We start from the raw sequence: 15,965 nt of genomic DNA on the forward strand, positions 1-15,965 counted from the left end.
GCTGTACCGCGGCGTGCTGCAGCAGACGCTGCGTCAGTCGCAGCAGACTCTGCGGCGCAGCGAGGAATCGCTGCGCCGGCTGGTGGCCTGCGCGCCCGACGCCATCGTCGTCGCCGACGAGCGCGGCCGCATCCAGCAGGCCAACCCGCAGGTGCAGGCGCTGCTGGGCTACGCGCCCGACGAGCTGCTGGGGCGGCCGCTGGCGCTGCTGATGGGCGCGCACGACGCGGCGCGCCATGACGCGTACATGGCGGGTTACGAGACCGGCCGCCGCGGCATGACGGCCGACGGCCGCGAGGTGCAGGCCCGGCGCCGCGACGGCAGCCTGGTCACGGTGCACGTGCGCGTGGGCGAGATGCCGTTCCGCGGCGGCCGCGCCTTCGTCGGCTTCCTGCGCGACATGAGCGAGCGCAAGCGCGCCGAGGCCGAGCACCTGCGGCTGCAGCGCCAGCTGCTGCAGGCGCAGAAGATGCAGGCGCTGGGCCAGTTCACCGGCGGCATCGCGCACGACTTCAACAACATGCTCACCGGCATCCTGGGCCTGTCGACGCTGGCGCTGGAGCGCCATGTCGACGACCCGCAGGGCAAGCTGGCGAGCTACCTGCGCGAGATCACCCGCGTCAGCGAGCGCGGCCGCGACCTGATCGCGCGGCTGATGAGCTTCGCCCATCCCGAGCGGCGCAGCGCGCCGGTGCTGCGGCCGCTGGCGCCCATCGTCGAGGAGGTGCTGCGCATGCTGCGCCCGGCGGTGCCCGAGCGCATCGACCTGCAGCTGCAGTGCGAACCCGGCCTGCCGCCGGTGCGGCACGTGGAAGGCGATGTGCACCAGATGCTCAGCAACCTGGTGCTCAATGCCTGCGATGCGATCGCCGGCAGCGGCCGCGTGCAGGTGCTGCTGCAGGCGGCGCAGCTGCAGGGGGCTGAGTGCAGCAGCTGCGGCCAGCACCTGCACGGCGCCTACCTGCGGCTGGCGGTGCTCGACGATGGCCACGGCATCGCGGCCGAGGCGCAGCCGCGCGTGTTCGATCCCTTCTTCACCACCAAGGACGTCGGCAAGGGCACCGGCCTCGGGCTGGCCAGCGTGCACAGCCTGCTGCACCAGGCCGGCGGCCATGTGCTGCTGCACAGCCGGCCCGGCGAGGGCACCTGCTTCGAGCTGCTGCTGCCGGTGGGGGACGCACCGCCATGACGTCTCCGTATGCCGTGCTGGTCTTGAGTGCCGATGCCGCCGTGCTCCGCTTGTTCGAAGCGCTGGCCGAACGCCAGCAACTGTCGCTGCGCCACTGCAGCACCGCAGCCGAGCTGCGCCACCGCTGCGCCGAGAGCCGGCCCGACGTGCTGGTGATCGATGCCGACCTCGGCGCGGCCGCCACCTTGCGGGCGCTGCGCCTGGTGCGCGAGACCCTGTGCAACGACTGGAGCCCGGTGCTGCTGCTGGGCGGCAACGCCGCACTGCACCGCCGGCTGGCGCAGGTGCTGCCCGGCGCGGTGGACTACCGGCTGGCCAAGCCGCTGGGCGAAGCCGCGCTGGCCGAGCACCAGGCGGCGCTGCGTCGCACCGTCACGCTGCGCCGCGTGAGCCGCAGCGCACTCGATCGCGTGTCCGAAGCGGTGATCGTGATCGATGAGCGCGGCCGCATCCGCTCGTTCAATGGCGCGGCCGAGGGCCTGTTCCAGTGGCGGGCGCCCGAGGTGATCGGCCGCAACGTCAGCCTGCTGGTGCCCGAGGGTCACCGCGCGCACCATGACCAGTACATCGAGCGTTATCGCCACACCGCCGAGGCGCGCATCATCGGCATCGGCCGCGTCGAGCAGGCGCTGCGCAAGGACGGCAGCCGCTTCCCGATGCAGCTGACGGTGGCCGACATCAGCGACGGCAACGTCACCCGCTTCGTCGGCGTGATCCGCGACCTGTCGCTGGCACAGCAGCGCGACGAGCTGCAGCAGCTGGTGCGCCACGACTCGCTGACCGGCCTGCCCAACCGCGCCTACGTGACCGAGGCCCTGGCGCGCTCGGCGCGGCGCTGGGCCGAGGGCGGCGAGCCGTACAGCGTGCTGTTCTGCGACGTCGACGGTTTCAAGGCCGTCAACGACACGCATGGCCACCATGTCGGCGACGAGGTGCTCAAGGCCATCGCGCGGCGCCTGCGCGGGGCCGTGTGCGAGCAGGACTTCGTCGCGCGGCTGGCCGGCGACGAGTTCATCGTCGTGCTGCACGGCGTCAGCAGCCTGGCCGCGGCCCAGGCCATCGGCCGCCGCGTGGCCGCGGCGGTGGCGCAGCCGCTGTGCATCGGCGACGTGCAGCTCGGCGCCCGGGTCAGCATCGGCGCCGCGACGCCCGAGCACGCGGGGCAGGGCACGCTGCAGGTCCTCGAGCTGGCGGACCGGCGGATGTACGAGGCCAAGCGGGCGCGCCGAGGCTAGGGCGCCGGCTCAGTCCGCGTCGTCGCCGGCCGCGCCGCGCCGCTGCGCGTCCATCGCGCGGATCAGCGCGCGCGCCTCGTCGCCTTCGGGAATCGGCCGGCCGCTGTCACGCCAGGCCACCGCGGACTTGAAGCCTTCGTGCTGCGCCTGGCGGCGGAACCACAGCCCTTCCGGGTTGTGGCGGGTGATGCCGTCGAACACCGTGGCCAGCATCTGCGTCTGCTCCAGGCCGGCCGTCAGCATCACCTGGTTGACCACCAGCTTGTGCATCGCCAGGTGGCTGCGCGGCACGCCGGCGATGCGCTGTGCCAGCTGCAGCGTGCGGGCCTCCAGCGCGGCGGCCGGCACCGCGGCGGTGGCCAGGCCCCAGTCGGCGGCGGTGCGGCCGTCGATCACGTCGCCGGTGAACATCAGCTGCTTGGCGCGCATCGGGCCCAGCCGGTAGGCCCACATCGCGGTGGTCGGGCAGCCCCACACGCGGGTGGGCATGTAGCCGATGCGGGCGTCCTCGGCCATCACCAGCAGGTCGCAGCACAGCGCGATGTCGCTGCCGCCGGCCACCGCGGCGCCGTGCACCTTGGCGATGGTGGGCTTGCTGCAGCGCCACAGGCTCATGAAGTCCTCGGTGAAGCGCTTCATCACCGCGTAGTCGAGCATCGGGTCCCAGGGCTGGCTTTCCTGCTGGCAGGGGTGCTCGATGTCCTGCTCGGCGAAGGCGGCCAGGTCGTAGCCGCCGCAGAAGCCCTTGCCGGCCCCTTCGACGACGATGACGTGCACCGTGTCCTCGCGCTGCGCCCATTCCACCGCGGCGCGGATCTCGGCCGGCATGGCCTCGTTGATCGCGTTGAGCCGCTCGGGCCGGTTCAGCAGCAGGCGGGCGATGCGTGGCTGCGCCGGGTCGGGGGCAATGCGCAGCGTGGAGAACTCGGGCATGGGGGCTCCTCGGCAGGAAGGGGGTCAGGTGACGCGGCGGCAGGCCCGCCGCAGCCGGCGCACCGCTTCGGCGATGTGCCGGGTCTCGATGCCGCCGTAGCCCAGCACCAGGCCGGGCCCGCAGGCCGGATCGCGTCCGCGCGCGGTGTAGCGCGACAGCGGCTCGATGCCGACGCCGAGCGCGGCCGCCTCGCGCGCCAGCGGCTCGGTGTCGCTCACTTCGGGCAGTAGCACCGCCAGGTTCAGGCCGGCCAGCGCGGGCAGCACCCGCGCCTGTGGGCCGAACTGGCGCTGCAGTTCGTCGACCAGGCACTGGCGGCGTTCGGCATAGACGCGGGTCATGCGCCGCACATGGCGCAGCAGGTGGCCTTCGGCGATGAAGGCGGCCACCGCGTCCTGCGTGTGGCGGCACTGGCCGCTGTCGGCGATGCGCTTGGCGCGCAGCAGCGCGTCGCGTGCCCAGGCCGGCGCGACGATGTAGCCCAACCGCAGGTCGGGGAACATCGTCTTCGAGAAGGTGCCGACGTAGAACACGCGGCCGTCCTCGTCCAGCGTCTTCAGCGCGTCGAGCGGGCGGCCGGTGAAGCGGTACTCGCCGTCGTAGTCGTCCTCGATCACCACCGCGCCGCGCTGCGCCGCCGCGGCCAGCAGCGCGCGGCGGCGCGCGGCCGACATCGCCATGCCCAGCGGGAACTGGTGCGAAGGCGTCACGCAGATCACGCGGCAGGCGCGCGGCAGGCGGTCGACGCGCAGGCCTTCGTCATCCACCGGCACCGGCACCAGCCTGGCGCCGGCCGCGGCCAACGCCGCGCGCAAGGGCGGGTAGCCGGGGTCTTCCATCGCCACGGGGGTCTGCCGCGGCGTCACCAGCACGCGGGCCAGCAGGTCGAAGGCCTGCTGCGCGCCGGCGGTGACGATCACGTCGTCGGCCCCGCAGGCCACCGCGCGCGCGGCGCTGACATGCGCGGCGATGGCGTGGCGCAGCGCCGGCTGGCCCTGGGCGTCGGCATAGGCGGCGGGTTCGCGCGCCTGCTGGCGCAGCACGCGGGCGACGAGCCGCCGGTACACCGCGAACGGGAACTGCTGCACCGAGGGCACGCCGGTGCGCAGCGCCAGCAGGGCGGGCGCGGCCCGTCGGGCCGCCTGCGCAGGCCACACCTCGGCGCCGGCCGCGAACCAGGGGTTCGCGCGCCACGGCGCCTGCACCGCGCTGGCCGTGCGCGCGGCCGCGGGTGCGGCGCGGCCGGCGTGCGGCGCCACCCGCGTGCCGGCGCTGCCGGCGGCCTCGACATAACCTTCGCTGGCCAGCCGCTCGTAGGCCGCGATCGCGGTGTTGCGCGAGACGCCGGCCAGCCGGGCCAGGTCGCGCGTGGATGGCAGGCGCTGGCCCGGCGCGAGCCGGCCGTTGACGATGGCCTCGTGCAGCGCGCCATGCAGGCTGGCGAGCAGGCGCCGCGAACCAGGCTCGGCCGCGGGCAGGTTCAGCGCGAAGTTTGGCTCCATCAACTTGATGGATTATGGATCTTCAACAGATCCATCGGCCAGGGCATCCTGCTGCCCATGACGCCGCTTCCGGCGAGGAGAACCGACGATGGACACCCCCGACATCGCGCTGCCCGCGGCGCAGCCCCTGGCCCCTGGCGTGGCCACCCATGTGACCGCCGCGCTGCGCCGCGCCGGCCTGCCGGGCTGGATGCCCGAGGGCCCGGGCAAGTGGTCGCTGCCGCTGCAGTTCCTGCCCGAGGGCGCGGGCTGGGTCGAACTGATGCGGCTGGCGCCGGGCACGCGGGTTCCGCGCCATCGCCACAGCGGCGAGGTGCATGCGGTGAACCTGCAGGGCTTGCGCCACCTGAGCGACGGGCGCCTGGTGTTCCCCGGCGACTACGTGTTCGAGCCCGCCGGCAATGTCGACCACTGGCAGGCGGTGGGCGAGGAGATGTTGATCGTGCAGGTGGTGGTGCGTGGCGAGGTCGAGTACCTGGCCGACGACGGCCGCGTGCTGCAGCGCATCGACACGCTCAGCCGCATGGCCGACTACGAGCGCTTCTGCCGCGAACAGGGGCTGCCGTCGCGCGACCTCGGCGCCTGCTGACCCGACCCAGGAACGCCACGATGCCCGCCTTCATCTGCCGCACCTGCGGCACCCAGTACGCCGACAGCGCCACGACACCTGAAGCCTGCGCCGTCTGCAGCGACGAGCGCCAGTACGTCGGCTGGCAGGGCCAGGCCTGGACCACGCACGACGAACTGGCCGCGCGCCACCGCGCGCGCATCGAGCGCGACGGCGACCTGCTGGGCATCGGCATCACGCCGGCCTTCGGCATTCCGCAGCGCGCGCTGCATGTGCCGGCGCCGGGCCTGCGTCTGCTGTGGGAATGCACGAGCCTGGTGACGCCCGAGGCAGTGGCCGCGCTGCGCGAGGCCGGCGGGGTCGATGCGATCGCGATCTCGCATCCGCACTTCTACGCCGCGATGGTCGAGTGGAGCGACGCGCTGGGCGGCGTGCCGGTGTGGCTGCACGAGGCGGACAAGGCCTGGGTGCAGCGGCCGGCACCGCAGCTGAAGTTCTGGTCCGGCGATGTGCTGGCGCTGTCCGGGCAACTCACGCTGTACCGCTGCCCCGGGCACTTTCCGGGCAGCACCGTGCTGCACTGGCGCGACGGCCCCGGCGGCCGCCACCGGCTGCTGGCCGGCGACGCGCTGCATGTGGCGCAGGACCGCCGCCATGTCAGCTTCTGCTACAGCGTGCCCAACCATGTGCCGGCGCATCCGGACGACGTGGCGCAGACGCAGGCCCGGCTGGCCGGCCTGGCCATCGACGACCTCTACGGCTTCACCTGGGGCCTGAACATCCTGGGCGACGGGCGGGCCGCGGTGGACCGTTCGTTCGCACGCTACCGGCAGGCCATAGGGCGCTGAACAAGATTCACAGATTGAATTGAAGACGGCCCGAGCCGCATGCGTATTTCCCCGTAGCGCTGCCTTCGATGTAATTCACTACATTAACAAAATTCAGGCTTCCCGGGGACTCCCATGCGGCTGTTTCAATGGACCTTGCCCGCCCTGCTCGTCGGTCTGGCCGGCTGTGCCTCGGCACCACCCCCAGCGTCGGCCCCGGCGTCGGCCCCGACGCCGGCACGCCCTGGCGTCGCCACCGCGGACTGTGCCGCGCTGCAGTCGGTCGGCTATCCCGGCCTGCGCATCACCGCGGTCGAGGCGGTGGCCGCGGGCAGCCTGAAGCTGCCCGGCATCGCCAGCCCGATGCCCGCGCACTGCGTCGTCAAGGGCCGGCTGAACGAGCGGCGCAGCCCGGTCGACGGCAAGGACTACGCCATCGGCTTCGAGATGCGCCTGCCCGCGCAGTGGAACGGCCGCTTCTTCTACCAGGCCAACGGCGGGCTCGACGGCTTCGTCACGCCGGCCTACGGCAACATCCTCGGCGGCGGGCCGCTGAGCAACGGCCTGCTGAAGGGCTTTGCGGTGCTGAGCTCCGACGCCGGCCACGCCTTCGAGCGCAGCAACCCGGTGATCGGCGCCGCGGTGTTCGGCCGCGATCCGCAGGCGCGGCTGGACTATGGCTACAACGCGGTCGCGCAGCTGACGCCGATGGCGCGTGCGCTGATCGCCGCGCACTACGGCCGCGGTCCGGACAAGGCCTACCTGGTCGGCACCTCGAACGGCGGTCGCCATGGCCTGGTGGCCGCGGCGCGCGACAGCGGCGGCTACGACGGCATCCTGGCCACCACGCCGGGCTACCGGCTGCCGCTGGCGGCCATCGCGCAGGTGTGGGGCGCGCAGCAGTTCGCGGCCGTCGCGCGCACGAAGCGCGCCGACGGCGTGCCCGACCTGGAGACCAGCCTGACGCCGGCCGAGATGGCGACGGTGGCGCGTGCCGTGCTGGCCCGCTGCGACGCGCTGGACGGCCTGCGCGACGGCCTGGTGCAGGACCTGGCCGCCTGCCAGAAGGCCTTCGATCCGCAGCGTGACCTGCCGCTGTGCCCGGCCCCGGCGACCGAGGGCGCCGACTGCCTGGCGGCCGCGCGGCGCGACGCACTGGCCACCGTGCTGCGCGGTCCGAGTCTCTACAGCGGCCTGGCCTGGGACCCGGGCCTGGCCGGCCGCAACTGGCGCGAATGGAAGTTCACCAACAGCATCGGCCCGCGCGATGCCATCGCCCTGGCCTTCGTGTTCACCACGCCGCCGATGTCGCCCGAGGTGATCAGCGGCGCCGGCACCACGGTGCCGGACTACGCGCTGCGGTTCGACGTGCAGCGCGACGGCGCCAAGGTCCATGCGCGCGACAGCGTCTACACGCAGAGCGCGATGGACTTCATGACCCCGCCCGAGCCGACCGAACTGCGCAGCTTCGTGCAGCGCGGCGGCAAGCTGCTGGTGGCGCATGGCAGCGCCGACCCGGTGTTCTCGGTGCTGGACACGATCCGCTGGTACGAGGGCTTCCAGCGCGTGCATGGCGAGCGCGCGGCCGACAGCGCGCGCCTGTTCGTCGTGCCGGGCATGAACCACTCGTCCGGCGGCCCGGCGCCCGACCAGTTCGACATGGTCGATGCGCTGGTGGCCTGGGTCGAGCGGGGGCAGGCGCCCGAGCAGGTCGTGGCCAGCGTGCGCGGCCCCGGCAACGCGACGCCGAACCCCGAGGTGCCGGCCGACTGGTCGCCCACCCGCACCCGGCTGCTGTGCCCCTGGCCCAGCGTGGCGCGTTACCGCGGCCAGGGCGATCCGGAGCAGGCCGCCAGCTTCCAGTGCGTGCGCTGAAGCGGCGCCGCACCCGACCCCACTGAAGGAGCGCTGTCGATGAACACCCCCGAACGCCCGCTGCGCCGCAGCCTGCTGGTCGGCGGCCTGGCCGCCACCGCCGCCTCGGTGATGGCCGAAGCTCGGGCCGAAGCCCAGGCCCAGGCCACGCCGGCGCTGCCGAGCACGCCCACCACCGACAAGATCCCGATGCTGCTGCCGCGCACCGAGTTCGTCTACGAGGCCATTGCCGACCTGGAGCCGACGCTGCAACTGGGCAACTCGCCCTTCGGCGAGCGCCGCATGGTGCCGATCATCGGTGGCACGTTCGAGGGCCCGGGGCTGAAGGGCCGCGTGATGCCGGGCGGCGCCGACCGCCAGCTGGTGCGCCGCGACGGCGCCACCGCACTGGACGCGATCTACGAGCTGCAGACGCACGACGGCGCGGTGATCTCGGTGCGCAACCGGGTGCTGACGCGGCCGCTGAAGAGCGGCGAGGCGGGCTCGGGCCGCTATGCCTTCTCGACGCTGGAGATCACCGCGCCGGACGGGCCCTACGGCTGGCTCAACGACTTCGTCTACGTCGGCACGCTGAACAGCCTGCGCCCGGCGCGCGCCGCGGTGGTGATCCGGGTCTACCGTGTGATATGAGCGGCCAGGCCGCGAAGCCCGGTCAGCGCCGCACCGGCAGCGGCCGCCGTTGCAGCCACAGCCGCAGCGACCAGCGGCTGCGGTCGGCCGACAGCGGCGTGAGCAGGAAGTCCGCGCAGCGGTAGGCCGGGGTGCTGAGCACCAGGCCGCCCAGCTCCGGCAGCTGCGGGCTGGGCTGGCCATAGCGCACCGGCCGCGTCCAGTCGCCGCCGGCATCGGGCGCCCAGGCGGCGGTGATGTCGCTGGTGCTGCAGGTGTCGGCGTCCAGGCAGTCGATGTCCAGCCGGTGCAGCCAGGGCTGATGCAGCACGCGGCCATCGGCCTGCGGCAGCGCCTGGTCCAGCACCAGCGCGACCGGCAGGTGGTCCACCCGCCGCGGCAGGCTGATGCCGGTCTGCGCCAGCGGCACGCTGATCCAGCGCCGTTCGATCTGCACCGCGGGCAGCGTGAGCCGGGCACGGCCCTCGCCATCGGTGACGAAGCGCTGGCCGGCGCCGGCCTGGCGCGCCTCGGCCGCGTCGCCCAGCAGCAGCAGCACCGCGGCACCGGCGACCGGCGTGCTGCTCTCCAGCGCCGTCAGGCGGAAGTCGACCGCCACGGTGGCCGACTGCGCGCCGGCACCGAGCAGCGGTGCCAGCAGCGCGGCGGACAGGCGCCAGGGCGTGCGGCGCATCGCGGCGGGCCGGCCTTCAGCGCGGGCCGCGCAGCAGCGCGCGGTGCACCGGGTTGCCTTCGCACCAGGCGTCGCGGTCGGCGGCGTGCGGCAGCGTGGCGGCGGCATCGCGCACCCATTGCGCGCCGGCGCGGCGGGCCTGCGCGGCGGCCGCGGCCAGGTCCAGCGCGTCGAACACCTCGGCGGCTTCGCGCCAGACGCTGGCCGGCTCGTCGCACCAGGGGTCGACGCAGCGGGCCAGCGCCAGCGCGGTCTCGGCATGCTGGCGCGCGCGCTGCGGCCGGTCTTCGTGCAGCGCCTGGCGCGCGGCGGCCATGGCGGCGCTGCGCTGCAGCGCGCGCAGGCCGCGCTGTTCGAGCGTTGGCAGCAGCGCTTCGATCTCGGCCAGCGGCTGCGCGGCGGGTCGGCCGACCAGCGCCTGCAGCACCTGGCCTCGCCAGCCCATCTGGCTGTGCGGCGCCGGGCAGGCTGACGCCGCCTGGGCCAGTGCCGCGGCCGGGTCGCGGCCGGCGGCGTGTTCGCAGCGCGCCAGGGCCCAGGCGCGGTGGGCGGCCAGCGGGGACGGGCCGGTGGCCGGTGCCGGGCATTGCTGCAGCGCGGCCGCGGCGGCCTCGGGCCGGCCGCAGGGCAGCTGCAGCAGCGCCAGGCGCAAGGCCTCGTAGGCCGACAGCGCCGCGGCACCGCGCAGCCGCAGCAGCTGCTGCACCGCGGCCAGCGCCTCGCCGGGCCGGCCGGCGCTGACCAGCAGCAGCGCGCGGTAGCTCAGCAGGTCGGCCTCGAAGCCGGCGCCGGCACCGATGTGCTCGATGGCGCTGCGCGTGCGTTCGCAGGCCTGCAGCGCGTCGTCGAGTTCGCCGCGCAGCTCGGCGCAGCGGATGAGCTGGTTGCCCAGGTTCACGCACTCGCCGCGCAGGTCATGTGCCTGGGCCGTGGCCCAGCCGCGTTCCAGTGCCTCGTGCGCCTGCAGCGGGCGGCCCAGCCAGCCCAGCGTCATGCCGGCGGCAAAGTCCACCCGCGCGGCCAGCATCGGCCGCTCCGCGCCACGCGGGCGCACCGCCTCGCAGGCCTGCAGCAGCGGCTCGGCATCGGCGATGTAGGGCGCGGCCAGCGCCGCGCTCAGCAGCACCTGGGCCAGCTCTTCGGCGTCCAGCAGCGCCTGCGTGGCGGGCAGCTCGGCGGCCACCGCCTGCGCGCTGTCCGCGGCGGCGCCGTAGCGGCTGGCGTTGAACTGCACCGTCGCGCGGATCGAGCGCAGCAGCACGCGTTCGCGCGCGCCGCGCGCCAGCGGCTCGGCCCGGTCGAGTGCGCGCTCGGCCTCGGCATCGCGGCTCAGCAGCAGCCAGCAGCGCGCGGCCTCGCGCCAGGCGGTGGTGACCTGTTCGCGGTCGGCCACGGGGTCCAGCGCGGCGGCCGCGGTTTCGAAGGCGCGCGCCGCCTCGTGCATCTGCCAGCGCGCGCGCATGGCCTGCGCGGCCTGCAGGTGCCAGGGGGCGGCCTGGCGTGGCTGGCCGGCCCGGTCGAGGTGGAAGGCCACGCGTGCCGCGCTGTCGCGCCAACCCATCAGGTAAGCGGCCACCTGGGCATGCAGCGCCCGCGCCAGCGCGCCGGGCACCGAGGCGGCCACCGCCTCGGCCACCAGGTCATGGCCGAAGCGCTGGCCGTCGAACACCTGGGCCGAGGCCAGCTCGGTCAGCGGCGGCGCGAGGGCCAGCGTGGTGCGGCCCGTGGCGACGGTGGCCAGCCCGATGCTGAAGTCACCACCGGCCACCGCGGCCAGCTGCGCCAGCTGCAGGGCTTCGGGCGAGAGCCGGTCGAGCCGGCGGCGCACCGCTTCGCGCAGCGTGGGCGGCACCGGCACCGCGGGCGCGGCGGGCCAGTCTTCGCCGGTCTGCAGCCGCTCGAGCCACAGGCTGCGCAGGCTCTCGAGCACGAAGGCCGGCAGGCCGCCGACGCGCGCATGCAGCGCGGCGGCCAGCGCGTCGCGGTCCAGCCCCTCGGCACCGGGCAGCGCCAGCCCGCGCAGCAGTTCGCGCAGCTGCGCGGCATCGAGCGGGCGCAGGTCGACGCGCGCGGCGCGGCCGCTTTGCGACAGCAGCGCGATCAACGCGCTTGCGGCTGGCGGCAGTTCGTCGTGGCGCGCGGCCAGCAGCAGCGGTGCCGCTTCGTCGGGGGCGGCGACCAGGCCCTGGCCGGCGATGACCTGCAGCGCGGCCAGGCTGGCGTCGTCGGCGAACTGCAGGTCGTCGAGCACCAGCGCGCGCAGGCCGCGGGCATGGCAGGCGGCCAGGCAGCGCGCGGCCGAGGCCAGCACGCGGCGGTGTTCGAGCGCGGACCTCAGCGCGGCCGGCGGCTCACCGCCGTCGCCGGCGCGCGGCGGCAGCAGGCGTTCGACGTCGCGCCGCGTGTCCGCGGCCAGCGCGGGCTCGAAGCGCTGCAGCGCCGCGGCCAACAGGCGCGCCAGCAGCGTGCCCGGGCTCACCGCGTCGCCCGGCCGTGCGGCCACCGCCAGCACCGGGGCGAAGCGCTCGGCCGCATCGGCCAGCAGGCGCGACTTGCCAATGCCTGCCGGCCCCAGCACCACCACGCCATGGCCCAGCGCCAGGTTGCGCAGCACGGCCTGCAACTCGGCTTCACGGCCCACCAGCTGCGGCGGGCGGCGCAGGCTCTCGGGCAGCGCCAGCCGTGGCAGCGGCGCGGCACTGTCGGCGAGCAGGCGTTCGCCCAGCGCCTGCGTCGCGGCCGAGGGCGGCACGCCGAAGGCGGCGCGCAGCGCATGGCGGCAGTCGTCCCAGGCCTGCAGCGCCTGCGCGCGGTCGCCACGCTGGGCCAGCGTCTGCATGCGCAGGCGCCAGGCTTCCTCGTTCTCGGGCTGTGCGGCCAGCAGCGAATCGGCGGCTTCCAGCGCGGCATCCAGCTGGCCGGCTGCCAGCGCGGCATGGCCGACCTGCAGCTGCAGGCGCTGGCGGCGGCGCAGCGCCTGCTCGCGCTGCGCGGCCAGCCAGGCGGCGAGCTCGGGCGCGTCGTCGAATGCCAGGCCTTCGAGCAGCGGGCGCGGGTCGTCGGGCTGCGGCGGCAGGCCGGCGGCCAGCTGCAGCAGGCCGTCGTCCTCCTGCACCAGCTCGCCGGCCGCGCGGCGCAGGCGCGACAGCAGCTGGCGCAGGTTGGCGCGCGCCTGGGCCTCGGTGCCGCCGGGCCACAGCAGGCCGGCGATGCGGGCCCGCGCCACCGGGCCTTCCAGCTGCAGCCAGGCCAGCAGGGCCGCTTCGCGCGGGGCCAGCACCAGCGCCGGCCGGTCGGCCAGCAGCACGCGCGCCGGGCCCTGCAGCTGCAGCGCGGTGGCGGCAGGCGGGCCGGTGGTGCTCAAGGGCGGCAGCGTGGCGGACATGGCGGCAGGGTCGGCGGCATCGGCGGCGGCGGCGTCAGCGCGCTGGAGCGTGGCCGCCGGCGGGCGGTGTCGGGCCCGCCGGTCACGCCCCGGTCACGCCGGGCTGTCTACCGTGCTGCATCCCATTGTGACTGGAGGCTTTTGCAATGCCCGCGCGATTTCCCTTTGTTTCCCGGCGTATGGCCTGGCTGTCCGTGGCCGGCAGCCTGTGGCTGGCGGCCTGCGGCGGCGGCGGCTCCGAGGCCGAGCCGCCGGCCGACAGCCCGCGCCTGGCCGCCGACCGCACCGCCGTGCATGTGGGCGACCAGGTGCTGCTGACCGCCAGCTTCCGCGCCGGCCAGGCGCGCATCGAGCCCGGCCTGGGCGCGGTGGCCAGCGGGGTGCCGCTGCGCAGCCCGGTGCTCGATCGCGACACGGTGTTCGAGCTGGTGGTCGAGGCGCCGGGCCGGCCGGTGCAGCGCCACAGCCTGGCGGTGGCCGTGTCCTACCGCGATCGTTACGCGGCCACCGGCAGCAGCTTTGCCGCCTCGCAGCACAGCGCGGTGGCGGCCGCCGATGGCAGCGTGCTGCTGATCGGCGGCTCGCGCGGCGAAGGCACGCTGTCCGATGCGGTCGACCGCTTCGACCCCGCCACCGGCCGCGTGCAGCGCATCGGCACGCTGGCGGCCGGCCGCGCCGCGCACAAGGCCACGCGCCTGGACGACGGCCAGATCCTGCTGACCGGCGGCCTGTTCAGCGACACCCAATGGCGCCGCGCCGAGCTGGTGGATGAGCGCAGCGGCCAGAGCAGCCCGGCCGGCACGATGAGCGTGGCGCGGGTGGACCATGCTGCGCTGCTGCTGCCCGACGGCCGCGTCCTGGTCAGCGGCGGCTATGCCACCGGCGAGCGCGCGCCGCTGGGCATCAGCGATTCGGCCGAGCTGTGGGACCCGGCGACGCGCCAGTTCCGTCGGCTGGCGCAGCGCATGAGCGTCGGCCGCGCCGCGCACACGATGACGCTGCTGGCCGACGGCCGGGTGCTGATCGTCGGCGGCTACAGCGCCGCGGCCGACTACCGCTTTGCCGAGATCTTCGACCCGCGCGACGAGCGCTTCACGCCGGTGGCCGACGCGCAGGCATTGCGCGCCAACCATGTCGCGCAGCGCCAGGCCGATGGCCGCGTGCTGATCCTGGGCGGCGAGACGGTGCCCGCCGGCGGCGATGCGATCCTGCCGCTGGCCAGCGTGCTGCGCTTCGACCCGGCCAGCGGCCGCTTCGAGACCGTGAAGCCGCTGGCCGTGCCGCGCACCTGGGCTGCCGGCGTGCCGCCGCCTTCGGGCGCGCTGCTGCTGTTCGGCGGCCAGCAGGCGATGCCGCGCTACAGCGCCAGCGCCGAGCGCTACGACCCGGCCAGCGGCGGCCAACTGATCGCCGCGCTGGACGGCGAGCGTGCGCTGCACAGCGCCACGCGCCTGGCCGATGGCCGCGTGCTGCTGGCCGGCGGCGAGGCCTGGGGCGGCGCCTTCCGCAGCAGCCTGCTGGTGTACGAGTGACGCGTGCGCCGCGCGCCGCGGGCCGGGCTCAGCCTTCGGCCGCGCGCACCAGCAGCACCGGCACCGGCGCCAGCCGCAGGATCTGCTCGGCGTCGCTGCCCAGCACCAGCCGCCCGACCCCGCGCCGGCCATGCGTGCCGATGACGATCAGGTCGGCCGGCCAGGACTTGGCCTGCGCCACCACCTGGTCGCACAGGCGGCCGGCAAAGGTGTCGGCCAGCACCGTGTCCACCGCCACCTGCTCGGCCACGACGGTGGCGCGCGCCTTGTCCAGGATGGCCTGGCCCGCTTCGCGCAGCAGCGTGAACAGGTCGGCCGAGCCGCCGCCGAACGAGCCGGCCGTGCCCAGCGCGTAGGCCAACTCGTCGACCACGTGCATCAGCCGGATCTGGCCGCCGCCGGAGCGGGCCAGGCGAATGGCTTCGGCCAGCCCGCGCTCGGAGGTGGGACTGCCGTCGACGGGAACGAGGATGCGTTGGTACACGGAACTCTCCTGCAGGCCGCGCCACCGGCGGCCGGGTCAGCGCAGTCTCGCACCGGCCGGCCGGTGCCGCTTGCGCATCGTCAAGGCGTGACTTCGAGCCGGAAGGCCACCTTCAGCGTCACCTGCCAGTGCGCCACCTGGCCATTGACCAGGTGGCCGCGGGTCTCCTTGACCTCGAACCAGTCGAGGTGGCGCAGCGTCTTCGAGGCCGTGGCAATGGCGTTGCGGATCGCGTCGTCGCTGCCGGTGGTGGAGGACCCGACCAGCTCGACGTACTTGTAGACATGGTTGCCCATCGCGGCTCCTGGGGGAGAGGAAGAAGGCCCCGATTCGGCGCCTCGCGGCGGCCGGCGTCAAGCCCGCGCGTCGTCCGGCGGTGCGGCGTGGCGAACAGCAGCTGGCCATGCTCCAGGCTGGCGCGATGGCGCGGGCGGCAGCACGCGGTTGCAGGCCAGGAACACCGTGTCCAGGTGCCAGCCCAGCGATGCGTACAGCACCGGATAACCGCTCACTTCGGAAGATAGGGGCCGATGTTGGCCAGCGCGCGCTCGACGTAGGCGTCCTTCTCGCCCACCGGTGCCACGTAGTGCATCGCCGCGGCGGCGGCGTCCAGCCCCACGCTGCGGGCGATGACCCAGGCCGCCAGGTACTGCGAGGCCAGGCAGCCGCCGGCGGTGGCGACGTTGCCGCGCGCGAAGAAGGGCTGGTTCAGCACTTCGACACCGGCCTCCTGCACCCAGGGCTTGGTGGTGAGGTCGGTGCAGGCCGGCACCTGGTCCAGCAGGCCCAGCTTTGCCAGCACCAGCGTGCCCGAGCATTGCGCGCCGATCAGCTGGCGCTGCGGGTCCAGCGGCAACTGCGCCATCAGCGCGGCGTCGGCCACCACCGCGCGGGTCTGCAGGCCGCTGCCGACGATCACCGCGTCGGCCGCGGCGGCCTCGGCCAGCGTCGCCTGCGCGCGCAGCGTGACACCGTTCATCGAGCTGACCTCGGGCGCGGGGCAGGCCAGCGACACGCGCCAGCCCGGCTGCTTGATGCGGTTCAGGATGCCCAGCGCGATCAGCGAATCGAGCTCATTGAAGCCGGGGAAGGTGAGGATGGCGATGTGCATGCGGTGGATTGTCGAAGATG

At 74.7% G+C, this 15,965-nt stretch carries 15 protein-coding genes; 7 read left to right on the forward strand and 8 right to left on the reverse strand.

Annotated features, from left to right (window positions below):
• Together ACILR4_RS18655 and ACILR4_RS18660 are read left to right on the forward strand one after the other, a co-directional pair.
• Window positions 1-1,189: nitrogen regulation protein NR(II) (locus tag ACILR4_RS18655; RefSeq protein WP_395702371.1), on the forward strand; the 1,189-nt coding region annotated here is incomplete at its 5' end.
• A 41-nt stretch (window positions 1,190-1,230) separates the two neighbouring features.
• Window positions 1,231-2,424, forward strand: coding sequence for a diguanylate cyclase domain-containing protein (locus ACILR4_RS18660; RefSeq protein ID WP_395702372.1), 1,194 nt, complete (start codon window positions 1,231-1,233; stop codon window positions 2,422-2,424).
• 9 nt (window positions 2,425-2,433) lie between these two features.
• On the opposite strand, the gene ACILR4_RS18665 is transcribed toward ACILR4_RS18660, so the two are convergent.
• Both ACILR4_RS18665 and ACILR4_RS18670 read right to left on the reverse strand, forming a co-directional pair.
• Window positions 2,434-3,357 carry a crotonase/enoyl-CoA hydratase family protein gene (locus ACILR4_RS18665; protein ID WP_395702373.1) on the reverse strand — a complete coding sequence of 308 codons (924 nt, stop codon included), beginning with the start codon at window positions 3,355-3,357 and terminating at the stop codon, window positions 2,434-2,436.
• A gap of 24 nt (window positions 3,358-3,381) precedes the next feature.
• Window positions 3,382-4,860 carry a PLP-dependent aminotransferase family protein gene (locus ACILR4_RS18670; protein WP_395702374.1) on the reverse strand — a complete coding sequence of 493 codons (1,479 nt, stop codon included), beginning with the start codon at window positions 4,858-4,860 and terminating at the stop codon, window positions 3,382-3,384.
• An 88-nt stretch (window positions 4,861-4,948) separates the two neighbouring features.
• Here ACILR4_RS18670 and ACILR4_RS18675 point away from each other — a divergent pair, with 88 nt between their 5' ends.
• The 4 genes from ACILR4_RS18675 (at window position 4,949) to ACILR4_RS18690 (ending at window position 8,760) form a co-directional block, all read left to right on the forward strand.
• Complete coding sequence (locus ACILR4_RS18675; protein WP_395702375.1) at window positions 4,949-5,449, forward strand: cupin domain-containing protein; 501 nt, start codon at window positions 4,949-4,951, stop codon at window positions 5,447-5,449.
• A gap of 20 nt (window positions 5,450-5,469) precedes the next feature.
• Entirely contained in the window at window positions 5,470-6,276 is an 807-nt protein-coding gene (locus tag ACILR4_RS18680) for an MBL fold metallo-hydrolase (RefSeq protein ID WP_395702376.1), read from the forward strand.
• A gap of 114 nt (window positions 6,277-6,390) precedes the next feature.
• Complete coding sequence (locus ACILR4_RS18685) at window positions 6,391-8,130, forward strand: tannase/feruloyl esterase family alpha/beta hydrolase (RefSeq protein ID WP_395702377.1); 1,740 nt, start codon at window positions 6,391-6,393, stop codon at window positions 8,128-8,130.
• A 39-nt stretch (window positions 8,131-8,169) separates the two neighbouring features.
• Window positions 8,170-8,760 carry a DUF3237 domain-containing protein gene (locus ACILR4_RS18690; protein WP_395702378.1) on the forward strand — a complete coding sequence of 197 codons (591 nt, stop codon included), beginning with the start codon at window positions 8,170-8,172 and terminating at the stop codon, window positions 8,758-8,760.
• A 22-nt stretch (window positions 8,761-8,782) separates the two neighbouring features.
• Here ACILR4_RS18690 and ACILR4_RS18695 read toward each other — a convergent pair whose 3' ends face one another.
• Both ACILR4_RS18695 and ACILR4_RS18700 read right to left on the reverse strand, forming a co-directional pair.
• The gene (locus ACILR4_RS18695) at window positions 8,783-9,433 is read right to left on the reverse strand and encodes a hypothetical protein (protein WP_395702379.1); all 651 of its coding nucleotides are present in this window, start codon (window positions 9,431-9,433) and stop codon (window positions 8,783-8,785) included.
• Between the two features lie 16 nt (window positions 9,434-9,449).
• The gene (locus tag ACILR4_RS18700) at window positions 9,450-12,818 is read right to left on the reverse strand and encodes an ATP-binding protein (RefSeq protein ID WP_395702380.1); all 3,369 of its coding nucleotides are present in this window, start codon (window positions 12,816-12,818) and stop codon (window positions 9,450-9,452) included.
• A 179-nt stretch (window positions 12,819-12,997) separates the two neighbouring features.
• On the opposite strand from ACILR4_RS18700, the gene ACILR4_RS18705 reads away from it, so the two are divergent.
• Window positions 12,998-14,350, forward strand: a complete 1,353-nt coding sequence (locus ACILR4_RS18705) for a Kelch repeat-containing protein (protein WP_395702381.1) — start codon at window positions 12,998-13,000, stop codon at window positions 14,348-14,350.
• 28 nt (window positions 14,351-14,378) lie between these two features.
• On the opposite strand, the gene ACILR4_RS18710 is transcribed toward ACILR4_RS18705, so the two are convergent.
• The 4 genes from ACILR4_RS18710 to ACILR4_RS18725 form a co-directional block, all read right to left on the reverse strand.
• Window positions 14,379-14,834 carry a universal stress protein gene (locus tag ACILR4_RS18710; RefSeq protein ID WP_395702382.1) on the reverse strand — a complete coding sequence of 152 codons (456 nt, stop codon included), beginning with the start codon at window positions 14,832-14,834 and terminating at the stop codon, window positions 14,379-14,381.
• 80 nt (window positions 14,835-14,914) lie between these two features.
• Window positions 14,915-15,130 (reverse strand): dodecin, encoded by a 216-nt coding sequence (locus ACILR4_RS18715; protein WP_395702383.1) that lies wholly within the window; start codon window positions 15,128-15,130, stop codon window positions 14,915-14,917.
• 57 nt (window positions 15,131-15,187) lie between these two features.
• Entirely contained in the window at window positions 15,188-15,346 is a 159-nt protein-coding gene (locus ACILR4_RS18720) for a hypothetical protein (RefSeq protein WP_395702384.1), read from the reverse strand.
• On the reverse strand, window positions 15,343-15,945 hold the full coding sequence (locus ACILR4_RS18725; protein ID WP_395702385.1) for a DJ-1/PfpI family protein: 603 nt from the start codon (window positions 15,943-15,945) through the stop codon (window positions 15,343-15,345). The genes ACILR4_RS18720 and ACILR4_RS18725 overlap by 4 nt, the downstream gene beginning before the upstream one ends.
• Window positions 15,946-15,965 lie beyond the last annotated feature (20 nt).

Origin of the sequence: Aquabacterium sp., from assembly GCF_044226965.1 — a bacterium.
Classification (GTDB): Bacteria; Pseudomonadota; Gammaproteobacteria; order Burkholderiales; family Burkholderiaceae_C; genus Pseudaquabacterium.